Origin of the sequence: Amycolatopsis nigrescens CSC17Ta-90, assembly GCF_000384315.1 — a bacterium.
Classification (GTDB): Bacteria; Actinomycetota; Actinomycetes; order Mycobacteriales; family Pseudonocardiaceae; genus Amycolatopsis; species Amycolatopsis nigrescens.
The window spans coordinates 3649223-3665848 of record NZ_ARVW01000001.1 but is presented as its reverse complement, the minus strand read 5'-3'; the positions used below and the strand labels follow the sequence as shown (position 1 = coordinate 3665848).

The 16626-nt window shown below is 69.2% G+C and carries 16 protein-coding genes; 7 read left to right on the top strand and 9 right to left on the bottom strand.

Features of this window, described 5'->3' with window-relative positions:
- Positions 1-45: 45 nt before the first annotated feature.
- Positions 46-1890, top strand: a complete 1845-nt coding sequence (locus tag AMYNI_RS0117115; protein ID WP_020669249.1) for an acyl-CoA dehydrogenase — start codon at positions 46-48, stop codon at positions 1888-1890.
- Between the two features lie 69 nt (positions 1891-1959).
- On the opposite strand, the gene AMYNI_RS0117110 is transcribed toward AMYNI_RS0117115, so the two are convergent.
- Entirely contained in the window at positions 1960-2418 is a 459-nt protein-coding gene (locus tag AMYNI_RS0117110; protein WP_020669248.1) for an SRPBCC domain-containing protein, read from the bottom strand.
- Between the two features lie 160 nt (positions 2419-2578).
- Here AMYNI_RS0117110 and AMYNI_RS0117105 point away from each other — a divergent pair, with 160 nt between their 5' ends.
- Positions 2579-2857: a GlsB/YeaQ/YmgE family stress response membrane protein gene (locus AMYNI_RS0117105; RefSeq protein ID WP_020669247.1), complete on the top strand. Its 279-nt coding sequence runs from the start codon at positions 2579-2581 to the stop codon at positions 2855-2857.
- A gap of 66 nt (positions 2858-2923) precedes the next feature.
- On the opposite strand, the gene AMYNI_RS0117100 is transcribed toward AMYNI_RS0117105, so the two are convergent.
- Positions 2924-3256, bottom strand: coding sequence for a hypothetical protein (locus AMYNI_RS0117100; RefSeq protein WP_040405788.1), 333 nt, complete (start codon positions 3254-3256; stop codon positions 2924-2926).
- Between the two features lie 134 nt (positions 3257-3390).
- Here AMYNI_RS0117100 and AMYNI_RS0117095 point away from each other — a divergent pair, with 134 nt between their 5' ends.
- Positions 3391-4176: a leucine-rich repeat domain-containing protein gene (locus AMYNI_RS0117095; RefSeq protein WP_020669245.1), complete on the top strand. Its 786-nt coding sequence runs from the start codon at positions 3391-3393 to the stop codon at positions 4174-4176.
- A gap of 69 nt (positions 4177-4245) precedes the next feature.
- On the opposite strand, the gene AMYNI_RS0117090 is transcribed toward AMYNI_RS0117095, so the two are convergent.
- The 7 genes from AMYNI_RS0117090 to AMYNI_RS0117060 form a co-directional block, all read right to left on the bottom strand.
- Positions 4246-6150: a VanW family protein gene (locus AMYNI_RS0117090; RefSeq protein WP_020669244.1), complete on the bottom strand. Its 1905-nt coding sequence runs from the start codon at positions 6148-6150 to the stop codon at positions 4246-4248.
- Positions 6151-6172: 22 nt separating this feature from the next.
- Positions 6173-6466 (bottom strand): GroES family chaperonin, encoded by a 294-nt coding sequence (locus tag AMYNI_RS0117085; RefSeq protein ID WP_051116521.1) that lies wholly within the window; start codon positions 6464-6466, stop codon positions 6173-6175.
- Between the two features lie 90 nt (positions 6467-6556).
- Positions 6557-8374, bottom strand: coding sequence for an NHL domain-containing thioredoxin family protein (locus AMYNI_RS0117080; protein ID WP_020669242.1), 1818 nt, complete (start codon positions 8372-8374; stop codon positions 6557-6559).
- A 129-nt stretch (positions 8375-8503) separates the two neighbouring features.
- Positions 8504-9394, bottom strand: a complete 891-nt coding sequence (locus AMYNI_RS0117075; RefSeq protein ID WP_245573939.1) for a hypothetical protein — start codon at positions 9392-9394, stop codon at positions 8504-8506.
- Positions 9387-10697 (bottom strand): choice-of-anchor B family protein, encoded by a 1311-nt coding sequence (locus AMYNI_RS0117070; protein ID WP_020669240.1) that lies wholly within the window; start codon positions 10695-10697, stop codon positions 9387-9389. Before AMYNI_RS0117070 ends, AMYNI_RS0117075 begins: the two co-directional genes overlap by 8 nt.
- Before the next feature lie 135 nt (positions 10698-10832).
- Positions 10833-11318 (bottom strand): SRPBCC family protein, encoded by a 486-nt coding sequence (locus tag AMYNI_RS0117065; RefSeq protein ID WP_040405787.1) that lies wholly within the window; start codon positions 11316-11318, stop codon positions 10833-10835.
- Positions 11319-11366: 48 nt separating this feature from the next.
- On the bottom strand, positions 11367-13748 hold the full coding sequence (locus AMYNI_RS0117060) for a translocation/assembly module TamB domain-containing protein (protein WP_020669238.1): 2382 nt from the start codon (positions 13746-13748) through the stop codon (positions 11367-11369).
- A 215-nt stretch (positions 13749-13963) separates the two neighbouring features.
- On the opposite strand from AMYNI_RS0117060, the gene AMYNI_RS0117055 reads away from it, so the two are divergent.
- Genes AMYNI_RS0117055 through AMYNI_RS0117040 form a run of 4 tightly spaced genes read left to right on the top strand, consistent with a single transcriptional unit; the run spans position 13964 to position 16618 of the window.
- Entirely contained in the window at positions 13964-14536 is a 573-nt protein-coding gene (locus tag AMYNI_RS0117055; protein WP_020669237.1) for a YbaB/EbfC family nucleoid-associated protein, read from the top strand.
- Positions 14536-14856 carry a hypothetical protein gene (locus AMYNI_RS0117050; protein WP_020669236.1) on the top strand — a complete coding sequence of 107 codons (321 nt, stop codon included), beginning with the start codon at positions 14536-14538 and terminating at the stop codon, positions 14854-14856. Before AMYNI_RS0117055 ends, AMYNI_RS0117050 begins: the two co-directional genes overlap by 1 nt.
- A gap of 41 nt (positions 14857-14897) precedes the next feature.
- Positions 14898-16025 (top strand): hypothetical protein, encoded by a 1128-nt coding sequence (locus AMYNI_RS0117045; RefSeq protein ID WP_020669235.1) that lies wholly within the window; start codon positions 14898-14900, stop codon positions 16023-16025.
- A 17-nt stretch (positions 16026-16042) separates the two neighbouring features.
- Positions 16043-16618 carry a hypothetical protein gene (locus AMYNI_RS0117040; protein ID WP_157357383.1) on the top strand — a complete coding sequence of 192 codons (576 nt, stop codon included), beginning with the start codon at positions 16043-16045 and terminating at the stop codon, positions 16616-16618.
- Positions 16619-16626 lie beyond the last annotated feature (8 nt).

The following is a 16626-nucleotide window of genomic DNA, read 5'->3' as shown; positions in this document are numbered from 1 at the left end:
CAAGACTTTCGCCGCTGGAACCCCGAACAAAGACGGAGCGACGACATGGGCCACTACAAGAGCAACGTCCGAGACCTCGAGTTCAACCTGTTCGAGGTGCTCGGCGTGCAGGAGCGCCTCGGGAAGGGCGTGCTGGAGGATTCCGACGAGGAGACCGCCCGCGGCGCGCTCTCCGAGCTGAACAACCTCGCCGTCGGTCCGTTGGCCGACTCCTTCGCCGACGCCGACCGGAACCCGCCGGTGTACGACCCCAAGACCTTCACCGTGCAGCTGCCCGAGTCGTTCAAGAAGAGCTACCAGCAGCTCTACGACGGCGAGTGGTGGCGGCTCGGGCTGCCCAACCACCTCGGCGGGCTCGGCCTGCCGCCCACCGTGCAGTGGGCCGCCGCCGAGCTGATCCTCGGCGCGAACGCCCCGCTGTTCATGTACATGGCGGGCCCGAACTTCGCGATGATCGTGGACAAGAACGGCACCGAAGAGCAGCAGCACTGGGCCAAGCTGATGATTGACAAGTCATGGGGCGCGACCATGGTGCTGACCGAGCCGGACGCCGGCTCCGACGTCGGCGCCGGGCGCACCAAGGCGATCAAGCAGGAGGACGGCTCCTGGCACCTCGACGGGGTCAAGCGGTTCATCACTTCCGCCGAGCAGGACCTGACCGAGAACATCATGCACCTGGTGCTGGCCCGCCCCGAGGGACCCGGCATCGAGACAAGGCCCGGCACCAAGGGCCTCTCGCTGTTCCTGGTGCCGAAGTTCCACTTCGACTCCGAGACCGGCGAGCTCGGTGCGCGCAACGGCGCGTACGTGACGAACGTCGAGCACAAGATGGGCATCAAGGCGTCCACCACCTGCGAGCTCACCTTCGGCCAGCACGACGTCCCGGCCAAGGGCTGGCTGCTCGGCGAGGTGCACGACGGCATCGCGCAGATGTTCCAGGTCATCGAGTACGCCAGGATGATGGTCGGTACCAAGGCCATCGCCACGCTGTCCACCGGCTACCTGAACGCGCTCGAGTACGCCAAGGAGCGGGTGCAGGGCGCCGACCTGCCGAACATGCTGAACAAGGCCGCGCCGCGGGTGACCATCACGCACCACCCGGACGTTCGCCGCTCGCTGATGCTGCAGAAGGCGTACTCCGAGGGCCTTCGCGCGGTGTACCTGTACACGGCGTCGTTCCAGGACCAGATCTGGACCGGGGAGGGCACCGAGGAGTCGCTGAAGCTGGCCGAGCGGGTGAACGACCTGCTGCTGCCGATCGTCAAGGGGGTCGGCTCCGAGCGGGCCACCGAGCAGCTCGTGCAGTCGCTGCAAACCCTCGGCGGCTCGGGCTTCCTGCAGGACTACCCGATCGAGCAGTACATCCGGGACGCGAAGATCGACTCGCTGTACGAGGGCACCACGGCGATCCAGTCGCTGGACTTCTTCTTCCGCAAGATCGTGCGGGACAAGGGGCAGGCGCTGGCGCACGTCGCCGGGGAGATCACCCAGTTCGTCGAGTCGGAGGCTGGCAACGGCAGGCTGAAGCAGGAGCGCACGCTGCTCAAGCAGGCGCTGGACGACACCCAGGGCATGCTCGGCTCGCTGATCGGCTACCTGACCGCGTCGCAGGACGACCCGCAGAACATCAACAAGGTCGGCCAGCACACCGTGCGGCTGCTGATGTCCGCCGGTGACCTGCTGATCGGCTGGCAGCTGCTCAAGCACGCGGAGATCGCGATCGGCAAGCTGGACAACGGCGCCGGCGCGAAGGACGTGGCGTTCTACGAGGGCAAGGTCGCCGTGGCGTCCTTCTTCGCGAAGAGCGTGCTGCCGGAGCTGACCTCGCGCCGGGTGATCGTCGAGGCCGCCGACAACGACCTGATGGACATCCCCGAAGCCGCTTTCTAGCCCCTGCGCACTAGGGACCCTATGCAGTGAAGGCCACCTTGCCTGCGTTCAACGCAGCGAAGGTGGCCTTCACTGCGTTTGGGGGTAGAGGGGCTGGACGGCGAGGTAGCGGGTGGGCCAGGACGGGATGGGGGCGCCGGCGAGGTGGAACTCGAGGCGGTCCAGGAAGGCGTGTGCGGCGGGGAGGTCGGCGGCGCCGCGGTGGGTGAAAATCAGGTCGGTCTCGGTGTCGCTCTTGCCGCACGGGATGAGTTCGTAGCGCGCCACGCCGTTCCACTCGTGTGCCAGCAGGTGCGGCGGGTCCCAGGCCAGGACACGGCCGCTGATCCACTCGGCATCCGGGACGTCCGGCAGGAACTCCACCCGGCCGCCCGCGAACCGGGTCTCGCCGAACCAAGCGCGCCGAGATGCCGAATCGGTCAAAGCGGTCCACACTGCGGTTACCCGGTGCGGCAGCCGGCGCTGGAACCTGATGGTCGCGATGTCACCGTCACGAGTGATCGTGCCGGTCCGGTTCTCCTTGGTCATGGCCGGTTCTCCCTGGTCGAGAGGATCCGGGCGGCCTGGCCGGTAACAAGGTCGCCGCGCCGGGTTTGAACCCGTGGCCCTCGGGCCATCCCCTCAACACCACAACAGAACATGGACGGCCGGTCCAGCCCGACCGGCCGCGACAGGCTAGGGAGAGACGATGACCGTTTCGGGAATCATCACCGCGATCGTGGTCGGGTTGATCCTCGGGGTGCTGGGCCGCTTCTTCGCCCCGGGCAAGCAGGGCATCCCGATCTGGCTGACCATCGTGGTCGGCATCGTGGCGGCGTTCGCCGGTACCGCGATCGCCCGTGGCCTCGGCTACGCGGATACCAAGGGCTTCGACTGGCTCGAACTGATCACGCAGGTGGTCATCGCGGCCATCGGTGTCACGGTTGCGGCGAACCTCTACGGCCGCCGCGGAGTGACCCGCAGTTAGCCGAGATCTGACAGCTCCGGGCCGGTCCGCTCAGCGGGCCGGCCCGGAGTTCGTCTGCGGGTCGGTTCAGTTGCGCAGGCTCGCGCAGGAGAAGGCGACGTACGACTTCTGCGGCGCCCGCCACTCGACCTCGACCCAGCGGTTGTCCTTGACCGCCTTGCCGTCCGGCGCGACGCAGGTGTACTCGCCACCGGTCTCGAACGGCCCGCACGGCGCCTGCTCGACCGGCGCGCGCGTGCAGCTGGTGTAGTTCGCGCAGGTCAGGGTGACCAGGGTGGGGGCCGTGGTGGTGGTACCGCCGCGCACGTTCAGCTTGCAGCCGTTGACCGCATTGGCATGCACCAATGGGGCTACCGGAGCGTCCGCGCTCGCGGAGGGTGACCAGAGCAGGATGGTCATCACCGCCCCGAAAAGTAGGACAGAAACCTTACCCAGCAACGATTTCGGCAACCGAGACACCAAACCTCCACATTCGGCGGGGACACGAACGACTACCCACGGTATCGGATAATCGCGCCCGCTATCGTCACCCGATGGAGTCGAACTGGCTGGACCTGAGCGGTCGGGACCTGACCGAGCCGCCGGAGCTGGACCTGACCGGAGTCCGGCGCGTCGAGCTGGATCGCAACCGGCTGGAGCGGATACCGGCCGCGGTACTGGCGGCGGATTGGCTGGAACAGCTGAGCCTCTACGACAACCGGCTCACGACCGTGCCCGCACAGCTGTGGCGGCTGGAGCGGCTGCGGGTGCTCAACCTCGCCGGTAACCAGCTCACCGAGATCTCCCCGGACATCGGGCGGCTGAGGGCGCTGCACACCCTGGACCTCGGGCACAACCGGCTCACCGGGCTGCCGGACGCGATCGGCACGCTGGCGAACCTGACGGAATACCTGTACCTCAGCGACAACCGGCTCACCGAGTTCCCGGAACCGGTGTGCCGGCTGAGCGGACTGCGCTACCTCGGGATCACCGACAACCGGCTGCGCACCCTGCCGGACGCGATCGGCGGACTGTCTTCGCTGCGGGAACTTCGCTTGTACCACAACGAAATCACCGCGCTACCGGAGTCGATCGGCGAACTGGGCGCGCTGCGCGAGCTGCACCTGCGCGGCAACCGGATCGCGCGCCTGCCGGACTCCCTCGGCCGGCTGCGCGAGCTGCGCCAGCTCGACCTGCGGGACAACGGACTCACCGAGTTGCCGGACAGCCTCGCCGGACTGTCTAGATTGGACAAGCTGGACCTGCGCTGGAACAAGTACCTGCGCGAGCCTCGGTGGCTGCCCGAGCTGGAGTCACGCGGCTGCATGGTGCTCCGCTGACCGGCGTTTCCGCAGGTCAGCGGTCGTGAGTGAAAAGTGTTGCCAGGACAACACTTTTCACTCACGACGTTAGAAGCAGATGATGGTGGGGCGGGGCTGGTAGGTGACGCTGCGGGTTTCGCGGCGGACTTCGCCGCCGGAAGCCAGGTCGTAGAGCACCCGGGTGTCCGAGATGCTGAAGCCGGGCGACCCGCTGCTCGGCTGGCAGCCTTCGGGCGGGCCCGGCTCCAAACCGGGCGGGATCGTCTCGGACTGGCCGCTGGTGGAGCTGTCCACCCGGAACCGCTTGGTGCCCCAGATCTTCACCGTCACGGTCGATCCCGAGGCGCTGGCCTGCACGGCCACCCCGGTCGGCGCGTCGTTGGTGAACTTCATGTCCACAGTGGACCCGTTGTCCTGCAAGGACTTCGCGTCCCGGCCGGCCGGGTAGCGATCGAGGTAGTACGAGTGCTCGGTGTGCCCGGCGTCTTTCAGCCCGGCGAAGTACGCCGCGTTGTACAGCGTGCTGGTGAACTGGGAGACCCCGCCACCGATCACCTTCGGCCCGGTGCCGTCCTCGTTCACCGGCGCGGAGGCATAACCGCCGGAAGCCGTGCGCGGCCCGGTGCGGCCGTCCAGGCTGAACGTCTCACCCGGCTTCACGATCGCGCCACTGACCTGACCGGCGATCGCCCGCACGTTGGTGGCCACGTCGCCGGAGAACCCGCCGGTGCTGAACTCGCCGACGACCTCCTTGATGCCGAGTGCGTTCGCCTCGTCGGTGGTCGTTTCCGGCTTCTTCACCTGGTAGGCGACCTTCAGCTCGCGGCCGTCCGGTTTGGTCATCACCTCCATGAACGGCTTGAAGGTGTCCACCCAGCTGACCTTCCGCCCGTCCTCGGACGGGGTGACCGTCGGCCTGCCGTCGTCGAAGACGATCTGCGCGTCCTTGCCCTCCTTCTCGGTGGAGACGAGCTGGGGCTGCAGGTCCTGCTGGAGCCTGGACTGGTCCAGCTTCACCTCCAGCGCGCCGTTGTCCAGCGCGGAGAACTGGAACGCGCCGCCGATCGCGGCCGGTTTGAGCACCGCGTCCTTGCCCTCGCCGTGCACCACCACCGGGCCGGCGACGGCGGGCACCACGATCCGGTCCAGCGCCGCGTGCACCCCGGCCGACGTCGCCTTGACCGGGGTGAGGTCCACCGGCAGCTCGATGCCGCCGCGCTCGATCCAGTCCGCCTTGAGGATCTCCGCCGCGCGGTCCACGTCGTTCAGGGTCTGGCCCTGCCTCGGCTCGACCGGGTAGGCGGTGACGCCGCCGTCGCTGCCGGCGATCGGCACGAACCCGATGCTGCCCTCGACCGGCGGGTGGTTCAGCCGGGTCTCGGCCAGCCGGGTGACCGCCTGCGCCAGCGTCTTCGGCTCGGTGCTGGTCGCCACGCCGACCTCGCGGGTGGTGAAGAAGGACATCACCCTGGTGACCGGGTTGAGCGGCTGGCGCCCGGCCTGCTCGACGGTGCCAGGCCAATCGAGGCCGAGGCCGGAGTCGGACGGGGTCAGCTCGGCCTGCACATCCCCGGCGCGGACCTGGATGGGCCGGATCAGCCGCGGTTCGAGCTCCTGGCGCAGCTTGGCCTCGGCGCCCTTGCGGGACATGCCGCCGACCTCCACCCCGGCCACGGTCACCCCGCGCGGCACGTCCCCGGCGTTGATCATCAGATCGGCCGCGTAGACCACCACCAGCAGCGCGATCACGCCACCGGTGATCATCAGTACCTTGCCGACGCCCTTGCGGAACCGTCTCGCCGGGGTCAGCGGGAGATCGACCGCGTCGTCCCCTTCGAGCAGCTCGTCGACCAGCTCACCGTCATCGGCAGCAGCCTCTTCGGGGTCTTCGGGATCGATTTGGTAGGTGTCGTCGGCGGGATCGGCGTCGCGCACCGCCGGGAACTCGCCGGTATCCGAGTCCCAGGTCGGCCAGTAGTGTTCGTCGCGCAACTGCCCCTCCCGCTGTGCTCCCCTACAAGTACAGCCCCGTGCCGTGCTCGGTCCGCTCGCTGGCGACCGCGTGGATGTCGCGTTCCCGCATCACCAGGTAACCCTCGCCCTGGATCTCCACCTCGAGCTGGTCGTCGGGGTTGAACAGCACCCTGTCCGACACCTTCACGTTGCGTACGTTGTTGCCGACGCCAAGTACATCACCCCAGGCCAGCCTGCGCGCGACTTGCGCAGTGGCGGGTATCACGATGCCCCCGGTACTGCGGCGCTCGCCCTCGTCGGCAGCAAGGCGCACCAGCACGCGGTCGTGCAGCATCTGGATTTCGAGCTTCGCACCGAGCTCGGTGGAGTTGTTGCGATCCGACACCCACCAGATGCTACGGGGCCGCCGCCCGGTTACGGCTCATCACCGCTCCCCGGCCAGGATCAGCTGCAAAACCGCCTCCCCATCGGAACGAACGCGTACCGGCACGCCCCAGTCCTGGCGGGTGACCCGGCAGGCCGGGTGCTCGGCGCCGTCGGCGCAGCTGGCGGCCTGGGCAACCACCTGCAGCACCCCTTCGGGCTGTCCTTCGGCCAGCCGGATCCGGCGGTTGAACCCGGTACCGGTGCCGGCGCCCTCGGCGAGCAGCTCCGGCGGGGACGCGCTGATCTCCAGCCTGGTCGACGGCCCGAACCGGTCGTCCAGCTTCTCGCCGGGCGGCGGCACGAACAGCACGGAGAAGTCCAGCTCACCCGGCGCGAGCACGGTCGGCGGGCGGCGGACCGCCTGCGCCTCGCCGCGCACCTGCCGGGGCCCGGCCGCGACCTCGCCGGTCAGCGGGCGCAGCCGGTGCGCAGCCGACTCGACGACCATCAGCGCGCCGTCCGCGATCAGCAGCCCGGACGGTTCGGCCAGTCCCTCGGCCAGCGTGGCGACCTCGCGGGTGACCGGGTCGTACCGGCGGACCGCGCCGTTGTAGGTGTCCGCCACCGCGATCGCGCCGTCCGGCAGCACGGCCACCCCGAGCGGGTGCTGCAGCAGCGCCTGGACCGCGGCCCCGTCGCGGTGGCCGAAGGAGAACAGGTCGGTGCCGACCGCGGTGTGCACGGTGAAACCACCGGCACCGTCGGCCGCCAGCCAGCGCAGCGCGGAGGTCTCCGAGTCGGCCAGCCAGAGCTTGGCCCCGTCCACGGCCAGGCCCGAGGTCTGCGCGAAGAACGCCTCCCCGGCCGGGCCGTCGCGCAGCCCTTCCACCGTGGTGCCGGCCAGCCTGGTGATGGTGCCCTCGACGGGATCGAACAGACCCAGCGTGTGGTTGCCGGCCATGGCCACCACCACGCCACCGGCGGGCTCCCACCAGGCCACGTCCCACGGGCTGCTGAGGTCGGTGTCCAGAGCCTTGCCGCCGGACTCGCCGTCGCGCCACTGCGTACCGGTGCCGGCCACAGTGGACACCCGGCCGTTGCGAAGGTCGATGCCGCGCAGCAGGTGGCCGGCGCTGTCCGCGACCACGACGTGGTAGCCGACCTGCTCCGCGACGCTGTCCGGCAGCACGGTGAGCCCGGTTGGGTCGGCGAAACTGGCCACGTCGTAGCCACCGTCGGCGCTGCCGCGCTGCCCGCTGCCGAACCGGCGGACCAGGGTCTCACCGTCCGAAGTGAACTCCGCGACGGTCTGGTTCACGGTGTCCGCCACCAGGATCCGGCCGGTGGGCGCCTGCACCGCCTTCGACGGGAAGCGCAGCTCGCCTGGTTGCTCTTCGACCGGCACGTACGGGTTGCCGCCGCGGCGCAGCGTGCCCTTGGCGTCATGCTCGGTGACCAGCTCGCCGAGCACCCGGCGCAGCGCCTCGGCATGCCCCTCGCCGGCCGCGGTGTGCACCACGTAGCCCGCCGGGTCCACGATCACCAGCGTCGGCCACGCCTTCACCGCGTACTGCTGCCAGGTGGTCAGGTCCGGGTCGTTGAGCACCGGGTGGTGCACCCCGTACCGCGCCACCGCGGCCTCGATCGCGCCGGCCTCGCCCTCGTGCAGGAACTTCGGCGAGTGCACCCCGATGGTCACCAGCACGTCGGCGAACTCGGCCTCCAGCGGCCGCAGCTCCTCCAGCACGTGCAGGCAGTTGATGCACCCGGAGGTCCAGAAGTCCAGCAGCACGATCTTGCCGCGCAGGCCGGCCAGGTCCAGCCGCGCACCGCCGGTGTTCAGCCAGCCGTCGCCGGCCAGCTCGGGCGCGCGCACGCGCGGCTGTGTCTGCCTCGGTCGCTCAGAAGTCACGTACTGAGTCAACCCCACGCGGCCGGAGAGTGTTCCCCGGTTCAGCCTTTGGACGTCACCCGCACGGGGGTTCGGCTACCGAAGCGGCGGGGTTCAGGTGACGAACAGGGTGAACTCGGCGATCCTGACCTCGCCGCCCGCCGCGAACTCCAGGAACAGCCGGTGCTCCCCGCGTTCGGCGAACTGGGCCTGGAAGGTCAGCTCCCGCGGCGGGCCGCCGGCGCCGACCGGTTGCAGCGGGTGCAGGTGGGTCACCGACTGGCTGAGCGCGTTGAACGCCGACATGTGCCCGTAGGAACCGAGGTGCGGGGACAGCGGGGCTGGCGCGCCGGCGGTGTCGGTGATGGCGAAGCGGAGCTCGCCGAGCTGCCGCACGATCGGCTGCGCCGGGCCGTCCGGCCTGGTCACGGTGAACGGGCCCGCGGTGGCCACCGCGGCGGGTTCCGGCAGCGGCACGAAGGCCGTGTCCCCGGGGATGATGAAGGAGACGCCGAGCACCGTCGGGTGCATGAAGTCGGTGCTGCCCTTGGGCACGAACTCGGCGTACATCCGGTAGGTCCCGCCGTCGGGCACCGAGACGGTGGTGCGCCAGACGTCCCCGTCCGGCACCGGATGCCGGTGCTGGTAGCCGGTCATGTCGTCCCGGACGACGAAGAAGTGCAGCTCCTTGGTGGCGTTCAGCTCGAACCGGGTTTCCGGCGCGCCGGACGGCCCGATGATCCGGAAGGCCACCGGCTGCTCGACACCCCGCTCGGTGGGGATGGTCACCGGGCTCAGCCGGAAGCCCAGCTCCGAGTCGGTCAGCCCGTCGCTGTGCGGGGCTGTGGTCGCGGCCGGCGCACCGGCCTGCGGCATCACCATGCCGGCGTGCCCGCCCGAACCTGGCTCGGACGGGCCGAGCGAGACCACGATCGCCACCGCGGCCACGATCGCGATCGCGACCACGGCCAAGCCGGCCTCGATCGCCCAGCGGGACCTACCCAACCGGGGACCCCGTCGTGACGTTGGGCTTGACCACGACCAGGCCCTGCTCGATGCCGTTGATCACCACGTTGCCGCTGGGGAAGTACGGGTACAGGCTCCACGCCCCGTTGAACTGCGCGCTGTCGCCGCTCGGGAAGATGTCGAAGTAGCCGGCTTCGGTGAGCGTGCCGGACGCGACCCCGCTGACGTCCAGGATGCGCATCCCGGACTGGTAGTTGGCCTGGTAGCTGAAGCCGCCCTTGATGTACTGGTTGTGGTCGATCGAGTTGACCGGCGCGTGGTAGGTGCCCTTCGGCTGCGGGTCGGTCAGCCTGGCCACGTCGAAGATGTAGGTCTTGGTGCGCTTGTCCGTGCCGCGCTGCTCGTCGAGCTCGTCGTCGAGCAGGAAGTAGCGCTGGTCCTCGGTGAGCCAGCCCTGGTGGCTGTAGGCGGCGCCGCTGTAGGGCTTGCGCACCAGCTGCTTCGGGTTTGCCTTGTCGGTCACGTCGACGATGGTCAGCGTGTCTTCGTTGGCGTTGAAGCAGATCTCCTTGCCGCGGAAGGCGGTGTCGGGGCCCTGGTAGTTCACGCACTGGGTGTCGTGGGTGTAGCCGTCCGAGCTGACGCAGCCGGCGCCGACCGGGTTTTTCGGGTTCTGGATGTTCACCATGTGCGGACCGCCGCTGCAGGTGTTTGAACCGACCGCGTAGGCGAACCCGGTCTGCTCGTTGATGGCGATGTTGTGCGCCGGGCCGAACTTGGCGTAGTGCGCGTCCTCGGTGAAGGTCTGCGGGGTGCGCACGGTGCGCAGCCTGGTCAGGTCGAACACCTGCATGCCGTGCCCGCTGATCATGTCGGCGACGATGAAGGCGTGGTCCTTGTACACCTTCATGTCCCGCCAGGTGCTGCTCTTGCCGCCGTGCGAAGGGAGGTTGCCGAGGTACCGGGGCGCGAGCGGATCGGTCACGTCCACGAAGGCGGTGCCGTTGGTGCGCCCGACGACCGCGTACTCCTTCTTGTCGGCCGGGTCGGTCCAGCCCCAGATGTCGTTGCCCTGGCCGCCGCCGATCGAGTTCAACGGCATGGTGCTGAGCAGGTCGACGTTCTTGCACGGGTACTGGCCCGCCTTGCCGTTCACGCACTTGACCACCGCGCCGGACACCGCGGGCGAGCGGTCAGTCGGCTTGTGGTCGGCCATGTAGGCGGCGATCGCGGCCTTGCCCTCCGGGGTTTCCGGGTCGTGCGCCGACGCCGGCAGCACGAACAGGCCCGCCGCGACGGCCGCGACGGCGCCGAGGGTCAGGGTGCGGGTGGTCCTTCGCATGACGATCTCCTCGGCAGCCGAGTTGTCCCGTCACTGAAGCTAATGACCGCTCGAAAACCCCCGGTACCACCTAAAGTCGGCGAACCCGGCTTTTAACACCGCGGGTATTTAACACATTTTCGGCCGGGATTTCGGCTAAGCCCCGGCTTCCACGCGGGCCTTCAGCCGGGCCAGGGTGGCCTGGATGTTCGCCCGGTTCTGCTGCTCGCGGTCCCAGACCCCGGTGACGAAGGACGTGGGGTACCGCCACCAGCCCGGCCGCTTCTCCCAGGTGCTCTCGGTGACCCGGCAGCCGTCGCCGGCCGGTTCGAGGTCGTACTGCCAGCGCGCGACCGGGATGCCGAAGGCGGACACCTCGAAGGCGAACCGGCTGCCGTCGTCCGCGTCGGTGATGGTGGAAATGGTGTTCCAGCGCCGGAATCCCCGCTTGTTGCTGCCCTTGAACCTGGCGCCGACGCTGGCCGAAGAAGCGCCGCCGAGCCAGCGGTGACCGGCGTACTCCTCGGCCACCTCGGCCAGCGCGGAGGGATCGCTGACCAGCGCGTAGACCCGTGCCGGCGAGGCGGCCACCTCGATCTGGCCGGTGGCACTGGGCTCCAAAGACGCAGACGATACAGACATCGGGCACCTCCGCTGGGCGACACTTACATACGTACTGTACGTATGACGTCAAGCGTTCCGGCGCAGCGTGCGGGTGACGCCGGCCGCCACCGTGGTCGCCAGCACCCAGCCGGACGCGGTGAACCCGGCGGCGACCCACTTGTCCTCGTCCGCCATCGACCACCGCGCCTTGTTGCCGAAGTCCACGATCGGCACCAGCAGGTCGGCGGTGTAGAGCACCGGGTTCCACTGCAGCCCCGAGTCGTCCCGGTTCACCAGGCAGCGCGGCCCGCTGTGCTCCAGATTCGGGTCGTTCACGCACGGATCGGTGCCGAGGCCGAACCACAGGCTGCCGGACACCAGCAGCGCGGCCAGCCAGCCCAGCGCGCGCACCGGCCGGTAGCCGTAGCCGAACATGGACCGCTGCAGCCAACTCCACACCTTCACGCCGGGACCGAAGAAGCTGAAGCCCTGCGCCAGCGCGTCGTAGCGGAACTGCTGCTTGCGGAGCAGCACGGTGTCCGCGTGCTCTTCGTTGCCGCTCGCCCGCAGCATGGTGGCGAGCTGGTCGTAGGGGCCCGGCCGGTAACGGCCCATCGCCTGGCGCAGCAGCTCGATCCGGTCGTCGACCACCGCGTCGTCCTTCAGGTCGATCGGCGTCTTCATCACGTCGTACCGGAAGTCCTCCAGCTCCAGTCCGCCGGACGCGGCCCACAGCGGCGCGCCGTCGCTCAACGTGCCGCAGTGCGCGCGCCGGAGCATCACCCTGCCCTCCGGGGCTTCGGCCGGGGTGAGCACGAACTCGTCCGCGGTCACGTCCCCGGCGTCCAGCGCGATCCCGTCCCTCGGCAGCGAACGCAGCAGCGCGCCGTCGAGGTCGAGCCGCCTGCCGATGGTGGCGCCGTCCATGTTCACCCCGCCCTCGGCGACGAAGGCGCGCTCGCGGTTGGCGACCAGCGCCACGTCCCGGCCGATCTTGGCGGTCCGCAGGTCCAGCGAGAAACTGGTCTGCTCCATCACGGCCGGCTCGGTCAGCTGGGTACCGTAGAGGTCGATGCTGCCGCCGACCTCCACGCCCTGCAGCCGCAAGGTGCCCTTCAGAGTGGCGTCGGTCAGGTGCAGGTTGCCGGCGATCTTGGTGCGCCGCGCGGAGAACACGTCCCGGTCGGGGTGGGTGAACTTGGCGTTCCAGGCCAGCAGGTTGCCGCCGATGGTGACGTCCGACATCCGCACCTGACCCGACGGCACCCGCAGATTGGTCGCCTCCAGGTCACCGTCGATCTCGCTGCCGTCCAGGTGCAGCGCCCGGTCGTAGAACGGCGGCACCTCGCCGCGCGCCACGGTGATGGTGCCCGACGCGAACCGCAGCGAGCCGCCAACGTGGGCGTTGACCATGCGGATGGTGCCGGTGGCCTCCATCCCGTCGGAGAGCTCCAGGTTGCCGTCCACCCGCAGCCGGTCCGCGACCAGCGACGGGCGCGGGTCGAGGTACGGGTCGGGGGAGCGCCACGCCTCCAGCACGATCCGGCCCCGCTGGTTGGTCTCCAGCTTCGCGCCGCGCAGCACGATGTCGCTGTCCACCCTGGCGCTCGGCAGGTACAGCACACCCTTCGCGGAGAACCGCTTGCGCTGCGACGCCGGACCGTAGGTGTCCACCTCGCAGAGCAGGCTGCCGCCGATGTGCAACCCGTTGCCGTTCAACGCGAACCCGTCCGGGTTATGCAGGGTGGCGCCGGAGAAGTTGACGTTACCGCCGGCTCGCATGCCCGGGATCCGGACTTCGCCCTCGGCCTCCAGCCGGTAGGCCAGCAGCGCGCCGGTGACCAGCAGCCGGTCCGCCTGGATCGCCTTGCCGCGCGAGTGCCGGATCTTGGTGCGGGTCAGCACCATGGACCCTTCGATCACCGCGTCGGTCAGGTTGACCGCCGCGTCCGGCATGCCGCGGTCCCGGTCGTCGCTGCGGCGGACCGTGGTCTCGGCGTGCTCCCTGTTGTTGTTCGAGTCCACCTGCACCGTGCTGCGGATCAGCCGGAGATCGTTGCGGCTGCGCATGTTCCGCGCCTTCAGCCCGGGCAGCCAGCACTTCCGGAAGACCAGGCCGAGCAGGGTCGCCTCCCGCACGTCGGGCGGGTACTCGAACCGGCACCGCTCGAAACGCAGCAGGTACGGCACATCCGCCGCGCGCAGCTCCAGCCGTCCGGTGATGTAGGCGTCCTCGATCTGCACGATCGGCGCGTTGGTGGCCTGCTTGCGCCAGCGCAGCACCCTGGTCGAGCCCGGCTCGGTGAGCTGGCTGGACAGGTCCTCGCCGCGGACCACGAACCGCCGGTCCGGGATGCCGGCGAACGGATCCAGCGTCGGGCGTTCCCGCTGCGCCGCCGGTTTCTGGCCGTCGCCGGTCTCGGTGGCTTCACGGGCTTCACGATCACCGCCGCGTCGAAAGGTCGGCATCGGGCGGTTCTCCTCCAGCTCGGTACGCGTCCTGCGGTATCGATCCTGCCCCAGTACAGGCGGTGATCGGACGCGGCCGGGACGGCAGAAGTTCCTACAGCGGCGAATTCACCGAACCCTCCACGCGGGCTTCGGAGCGTGCGGCATGATCGGGACGTCCGATAGGCGAAACACCGTCTTTGTCCAACACTGTCCAGCACTGTCCGGGAGGGACCATGTCGGCTGAGTTCGACCGGCTCGTCGCCGAGTTCGAGAAGTTCCAATCGAAGATCCATCGGCTCGACGACAGCCTCGGCGACGCCGGCAAGATGCAGACCGAGCTGAGCGGGCTCGAGGCCACGGCCACCTCCGCCGACCGGTCGGTCACCGTGGTCGCCGGCTCCGGCGGCGCGATCACCGACATCCGGGTGACCGAGGACGCGCTGAAGCAGGGGGCGTCGGCGCTGTCCGCCACCCTGATGTCGACCCTGCAGCAGGCGATCGCCGAATCGGCGCGCCGTCAGGCCGCCATCGTCGAGGAGCACATGGGCGGCGGCATGGGACTGAGCGAGAAGGTGCTCGAAACCCAGGCTGAACTTTTCGGAACCAGCGTGGACGACCTGCGGTCGAAGGTGGCGGAAGCCAAGCCACCGAAGGCACCGGTGCAGGACGACGAGGACTACTACGCACAGCAGTCCATGTTGAAGCCGACCGGGGACCAGGGCCGCCCGGCGCCGCCACCGCCGAGCGGGGGCGCCTCGGCTGGCGACCAGTTCCTGAAGGGCCTGTTCGATGAGGAGGATCGCTAGTGGGCGGGTTCGACGTCAACGCCGAAGAACTGCGGAAGTACTCGGGGCAGCTCGGCGAGCAGAAGGGCACCGCCGGCCAGATCGCGGGGCTGGTGGACAAGGCCGATGTCGGCGACAAGTCCTGGGGTGTGGTGGGGCTGTTCGTCAAGCAGGACTACACGTCCATGCTCGGCGACCTCAAGGACATGTTCACCAGCCTGCAGGAGGGGCTGCAGTCCGGTTCGGACAAGTTCAAGGACGCGGCGACCGGCTACGAGCAGCACGAGGACGGCGTCAAGCAGCTGCTCAACGGCCTGCAGATCGACATCAAGGCTCCCTAACCGACAGAGCCGGCGGCGCTCGCACAGGAACTGAGGAAACCATGGCGGAAGAAGAGACCGAAGCCGGCGGCGTGAAGATCACCACCGGCGAGAAGGACACCGGCGACAAGGCCAAGGAAGCGGTTCCGCTGGTCGGTGGCGCGCTGAAGACCTTCGACGCGGGCAAGAAACTCGGCGAAGACGGGGCCACCGGTTCCGAGATCACCAACCTGGCCTCGGAGGGCGCGGGGTTCGTCCAGTCGCTCGGTGGCGCGGCGCTCGGCATCGCGACCGACCCGATCGGCTGGCTGGTCGGGCAGGGGCTTGGCTTCCTGATCAGCATCTGCCAGCCGCTGGAGGACGCGATCCACTTCGTCAGCGGTGACGGGCCGGCCCTGTCGCAGGCGGCGGAGAACTTCAACGCCATCGGTGAAGGCGTGGGGAAACTGCGGGAGAAGTTCGAGGAGGACCTCAAGTCCTCGCTGCAGAACTGGGGCGGCGAAGCGTCCGAGGCGGCCGGTACGAAACTCGGCGAGTTCGCCAAGGGCATCGACGGGGTGGCCGGTCAGGCCGGTGAGGTCGCGCAGATGCTGCAGACCTCCAGCATGATCATGACCGTCATCGAGGACTTCATCAAGGCGCTGCTCACCGAGCTGATCACCTGGCTGATCATGATCTGGATCCCGGCGCTGGCCGCCGCGGTGCCCTCGTTCGGCGCCTCCACGGCCGCGGCGGGTACCGCCACCGCCGCCAGGGCGGTGTCCACCGGCAGCCGGGTGACCAGGACCATCGCCAAGCTGCGCAAGCTGCTGGACAAGATCATGGACTTCCTGCGCAGCCTGCGCGGCCGGCTCGGCAACCTGCGCACCGGCTTCAAGCAGGCGCTGGACAACCAGAAGACGCTGAGCCAGACCGCGGACCTGGCCTCCGCCATCGGCGGCAAGACCCCGCTGACCAAGTTCCTCGGTGAGGGCGGCGAGTTCGGCAAGCGCGCACAGGGCGGCCTCGGCAAGTCCCTCGGCGGCGCGGTGACCGACACCGCCGCGGCACAGGTGGGGCTCGGTACCGGGGCGAACGCCGGGATCGACAAGCCGCTGCGCAACATCGGCAACCAGCAGAAGGCCAACGAGTACGACAAGACCGGCGCCGACCAAAGCAAGGAAGAAACCGAGGGCTACCTGGACATCTGACCACCATGGACTACTTGATGCTGTTTCTCTGGCCGAAGACCGTCGGTGGCTGGATCGTGTGGGCGATCGTGGTCGGCGCGATCCTGTGGTGGCTCGTCTATCGCCTGCCCCGGCGGCTTTTCTGGCCGTCGGGGGCTCGGCGGCTCGCCCAGCGGCACGGCTGGCTGGTCAAGGACGGCCAGGCCGGCGCCGGACACGGGCCGTCCCAGTGGGAGCAATCCGTGCCGGCCGGTACCCGGTTCGAGCTGCTCGGCGAGCACCGCGGGTTCGTCTTCCACGTGCACGAGCGGAAGAAGCGCTGGCGGCGCAACACCGGCGACCGGTGGCTCTACCACCACGTGGTCACGGTGGCCAGCACGCCAACGTCCTACCCCGGCCTCACCGACTCGTGGACCGCTTGCTACCCCACCTTTCTCCAGTGGGAAAGCCCCATCTACGTCGCGCTCGACAACCGCGACCGGCCACCGCCCGACGGAATCCGGCAGGGCCAGGGCATCATCTCGATCGAACGGTGGGGCGTCGCCCTGTCGAAGCGAGACCTCCTCAAGCACCTCAACCAGCTCGCCGACCTTTCCGCAGGTCAGCGGTCGTGAGTGGAAAG

What these genes read in the sequence shown, in the direction of transcription:
- AMYNI_RS0117115 (WP_020669249.1), top strand. Translation starts at nt 46, where the DNA reads ATGGGCCACTACAAGAGCAACGTCCGAGACCTCGAGTTCAACCTGTTC.
- AMYNI_RS0117110 (WP_020669248.1), bottom strand. Translation starts at nt 2,418, where the DNA reads ATGACCAAGGAGAACCGGACCGGCACGATCACTCGTGACGGTGACATC.
- AMYNI_RS0117105 (WP_020669247.1), top strand. Translation starts at nt 2,579, where the DNA reads ATGACCGTTTCGGGAATCATCACCGCGATCGTGGTCGGGTTGATCCTC.
- AMYNI_RS0117100 (WP_040405788.1), bottom strand. Translation starts at nt 3,256, where the DNA reads ATGACCATCCTGCTCTGGTCACCCTCCGCGAGCGCGGACGCTCCGGTA.
- AMYNI_RS0117095 (WP_020669245.1), top strand. Translation starts at nt 3,391, where the DNA reads ATGGAGTCGAACTGGCTGGACCTGAGCGGTCGGGACCTGACCGAGCCG.
- AMYNI_RS0117085 (WP_051116521.1), bottom strand. Translation starts at nt 6,466, where the DNA reads ATGCTGCACGACCGCGTGCTGGTGCGCCTTGCTGCCGACGAGGGCGAG.
- AMYNI_RS0117070 (WP_020669240.1), bottom strand. Translation starts at nt 10,697, where the DNA reads ATGCGAAGGACCACCCGCACCCTGACCCTCGGCGCCGTCGCGGCCGTC.
- AMYNI_RS0117065 (WP_040405787.1), bottom strand. Translation starts at nt 11,318, where the DNA reads ATGTCTGTATCGTCTGCGTCTTTGGAGCCCAGTGCCACCGGCCAGATC.
- AMYNI_RS0117060 (WP_020669238.1), bottom strand. Translation starts at nt 13,748, where the DNA reads ATGCCGACCTTTCGACGCGGCGGTGATCGTGAAGCCCGTGAAGCCACC.
- AMYNI_RS0117055 (WP_020669237.1), top strand. Translation starts at nt 13,964, where the DNA reads ATGTCGGCTGAGTTCGACCGGCTCGTCGCCGAGTTCGAGAAGTTCCAA.
- AMYNI_RS0117045 (WP_020669235.1), top strand. Translation starts at nt 14,898, where the DNA reads ATGGCGGAAGAAGAGACCGAAGCCGGCGGCGTGAAGATCACCACCGGC.
- AMYNI_RS0117040 (WP_157357383.1), top strand. Translation starts at nt 16,043, where the DNA reads ATGCTGTTTCTCTGGCCGAAGACCGTCGGTGGCTGGATCGTGTGGGCG.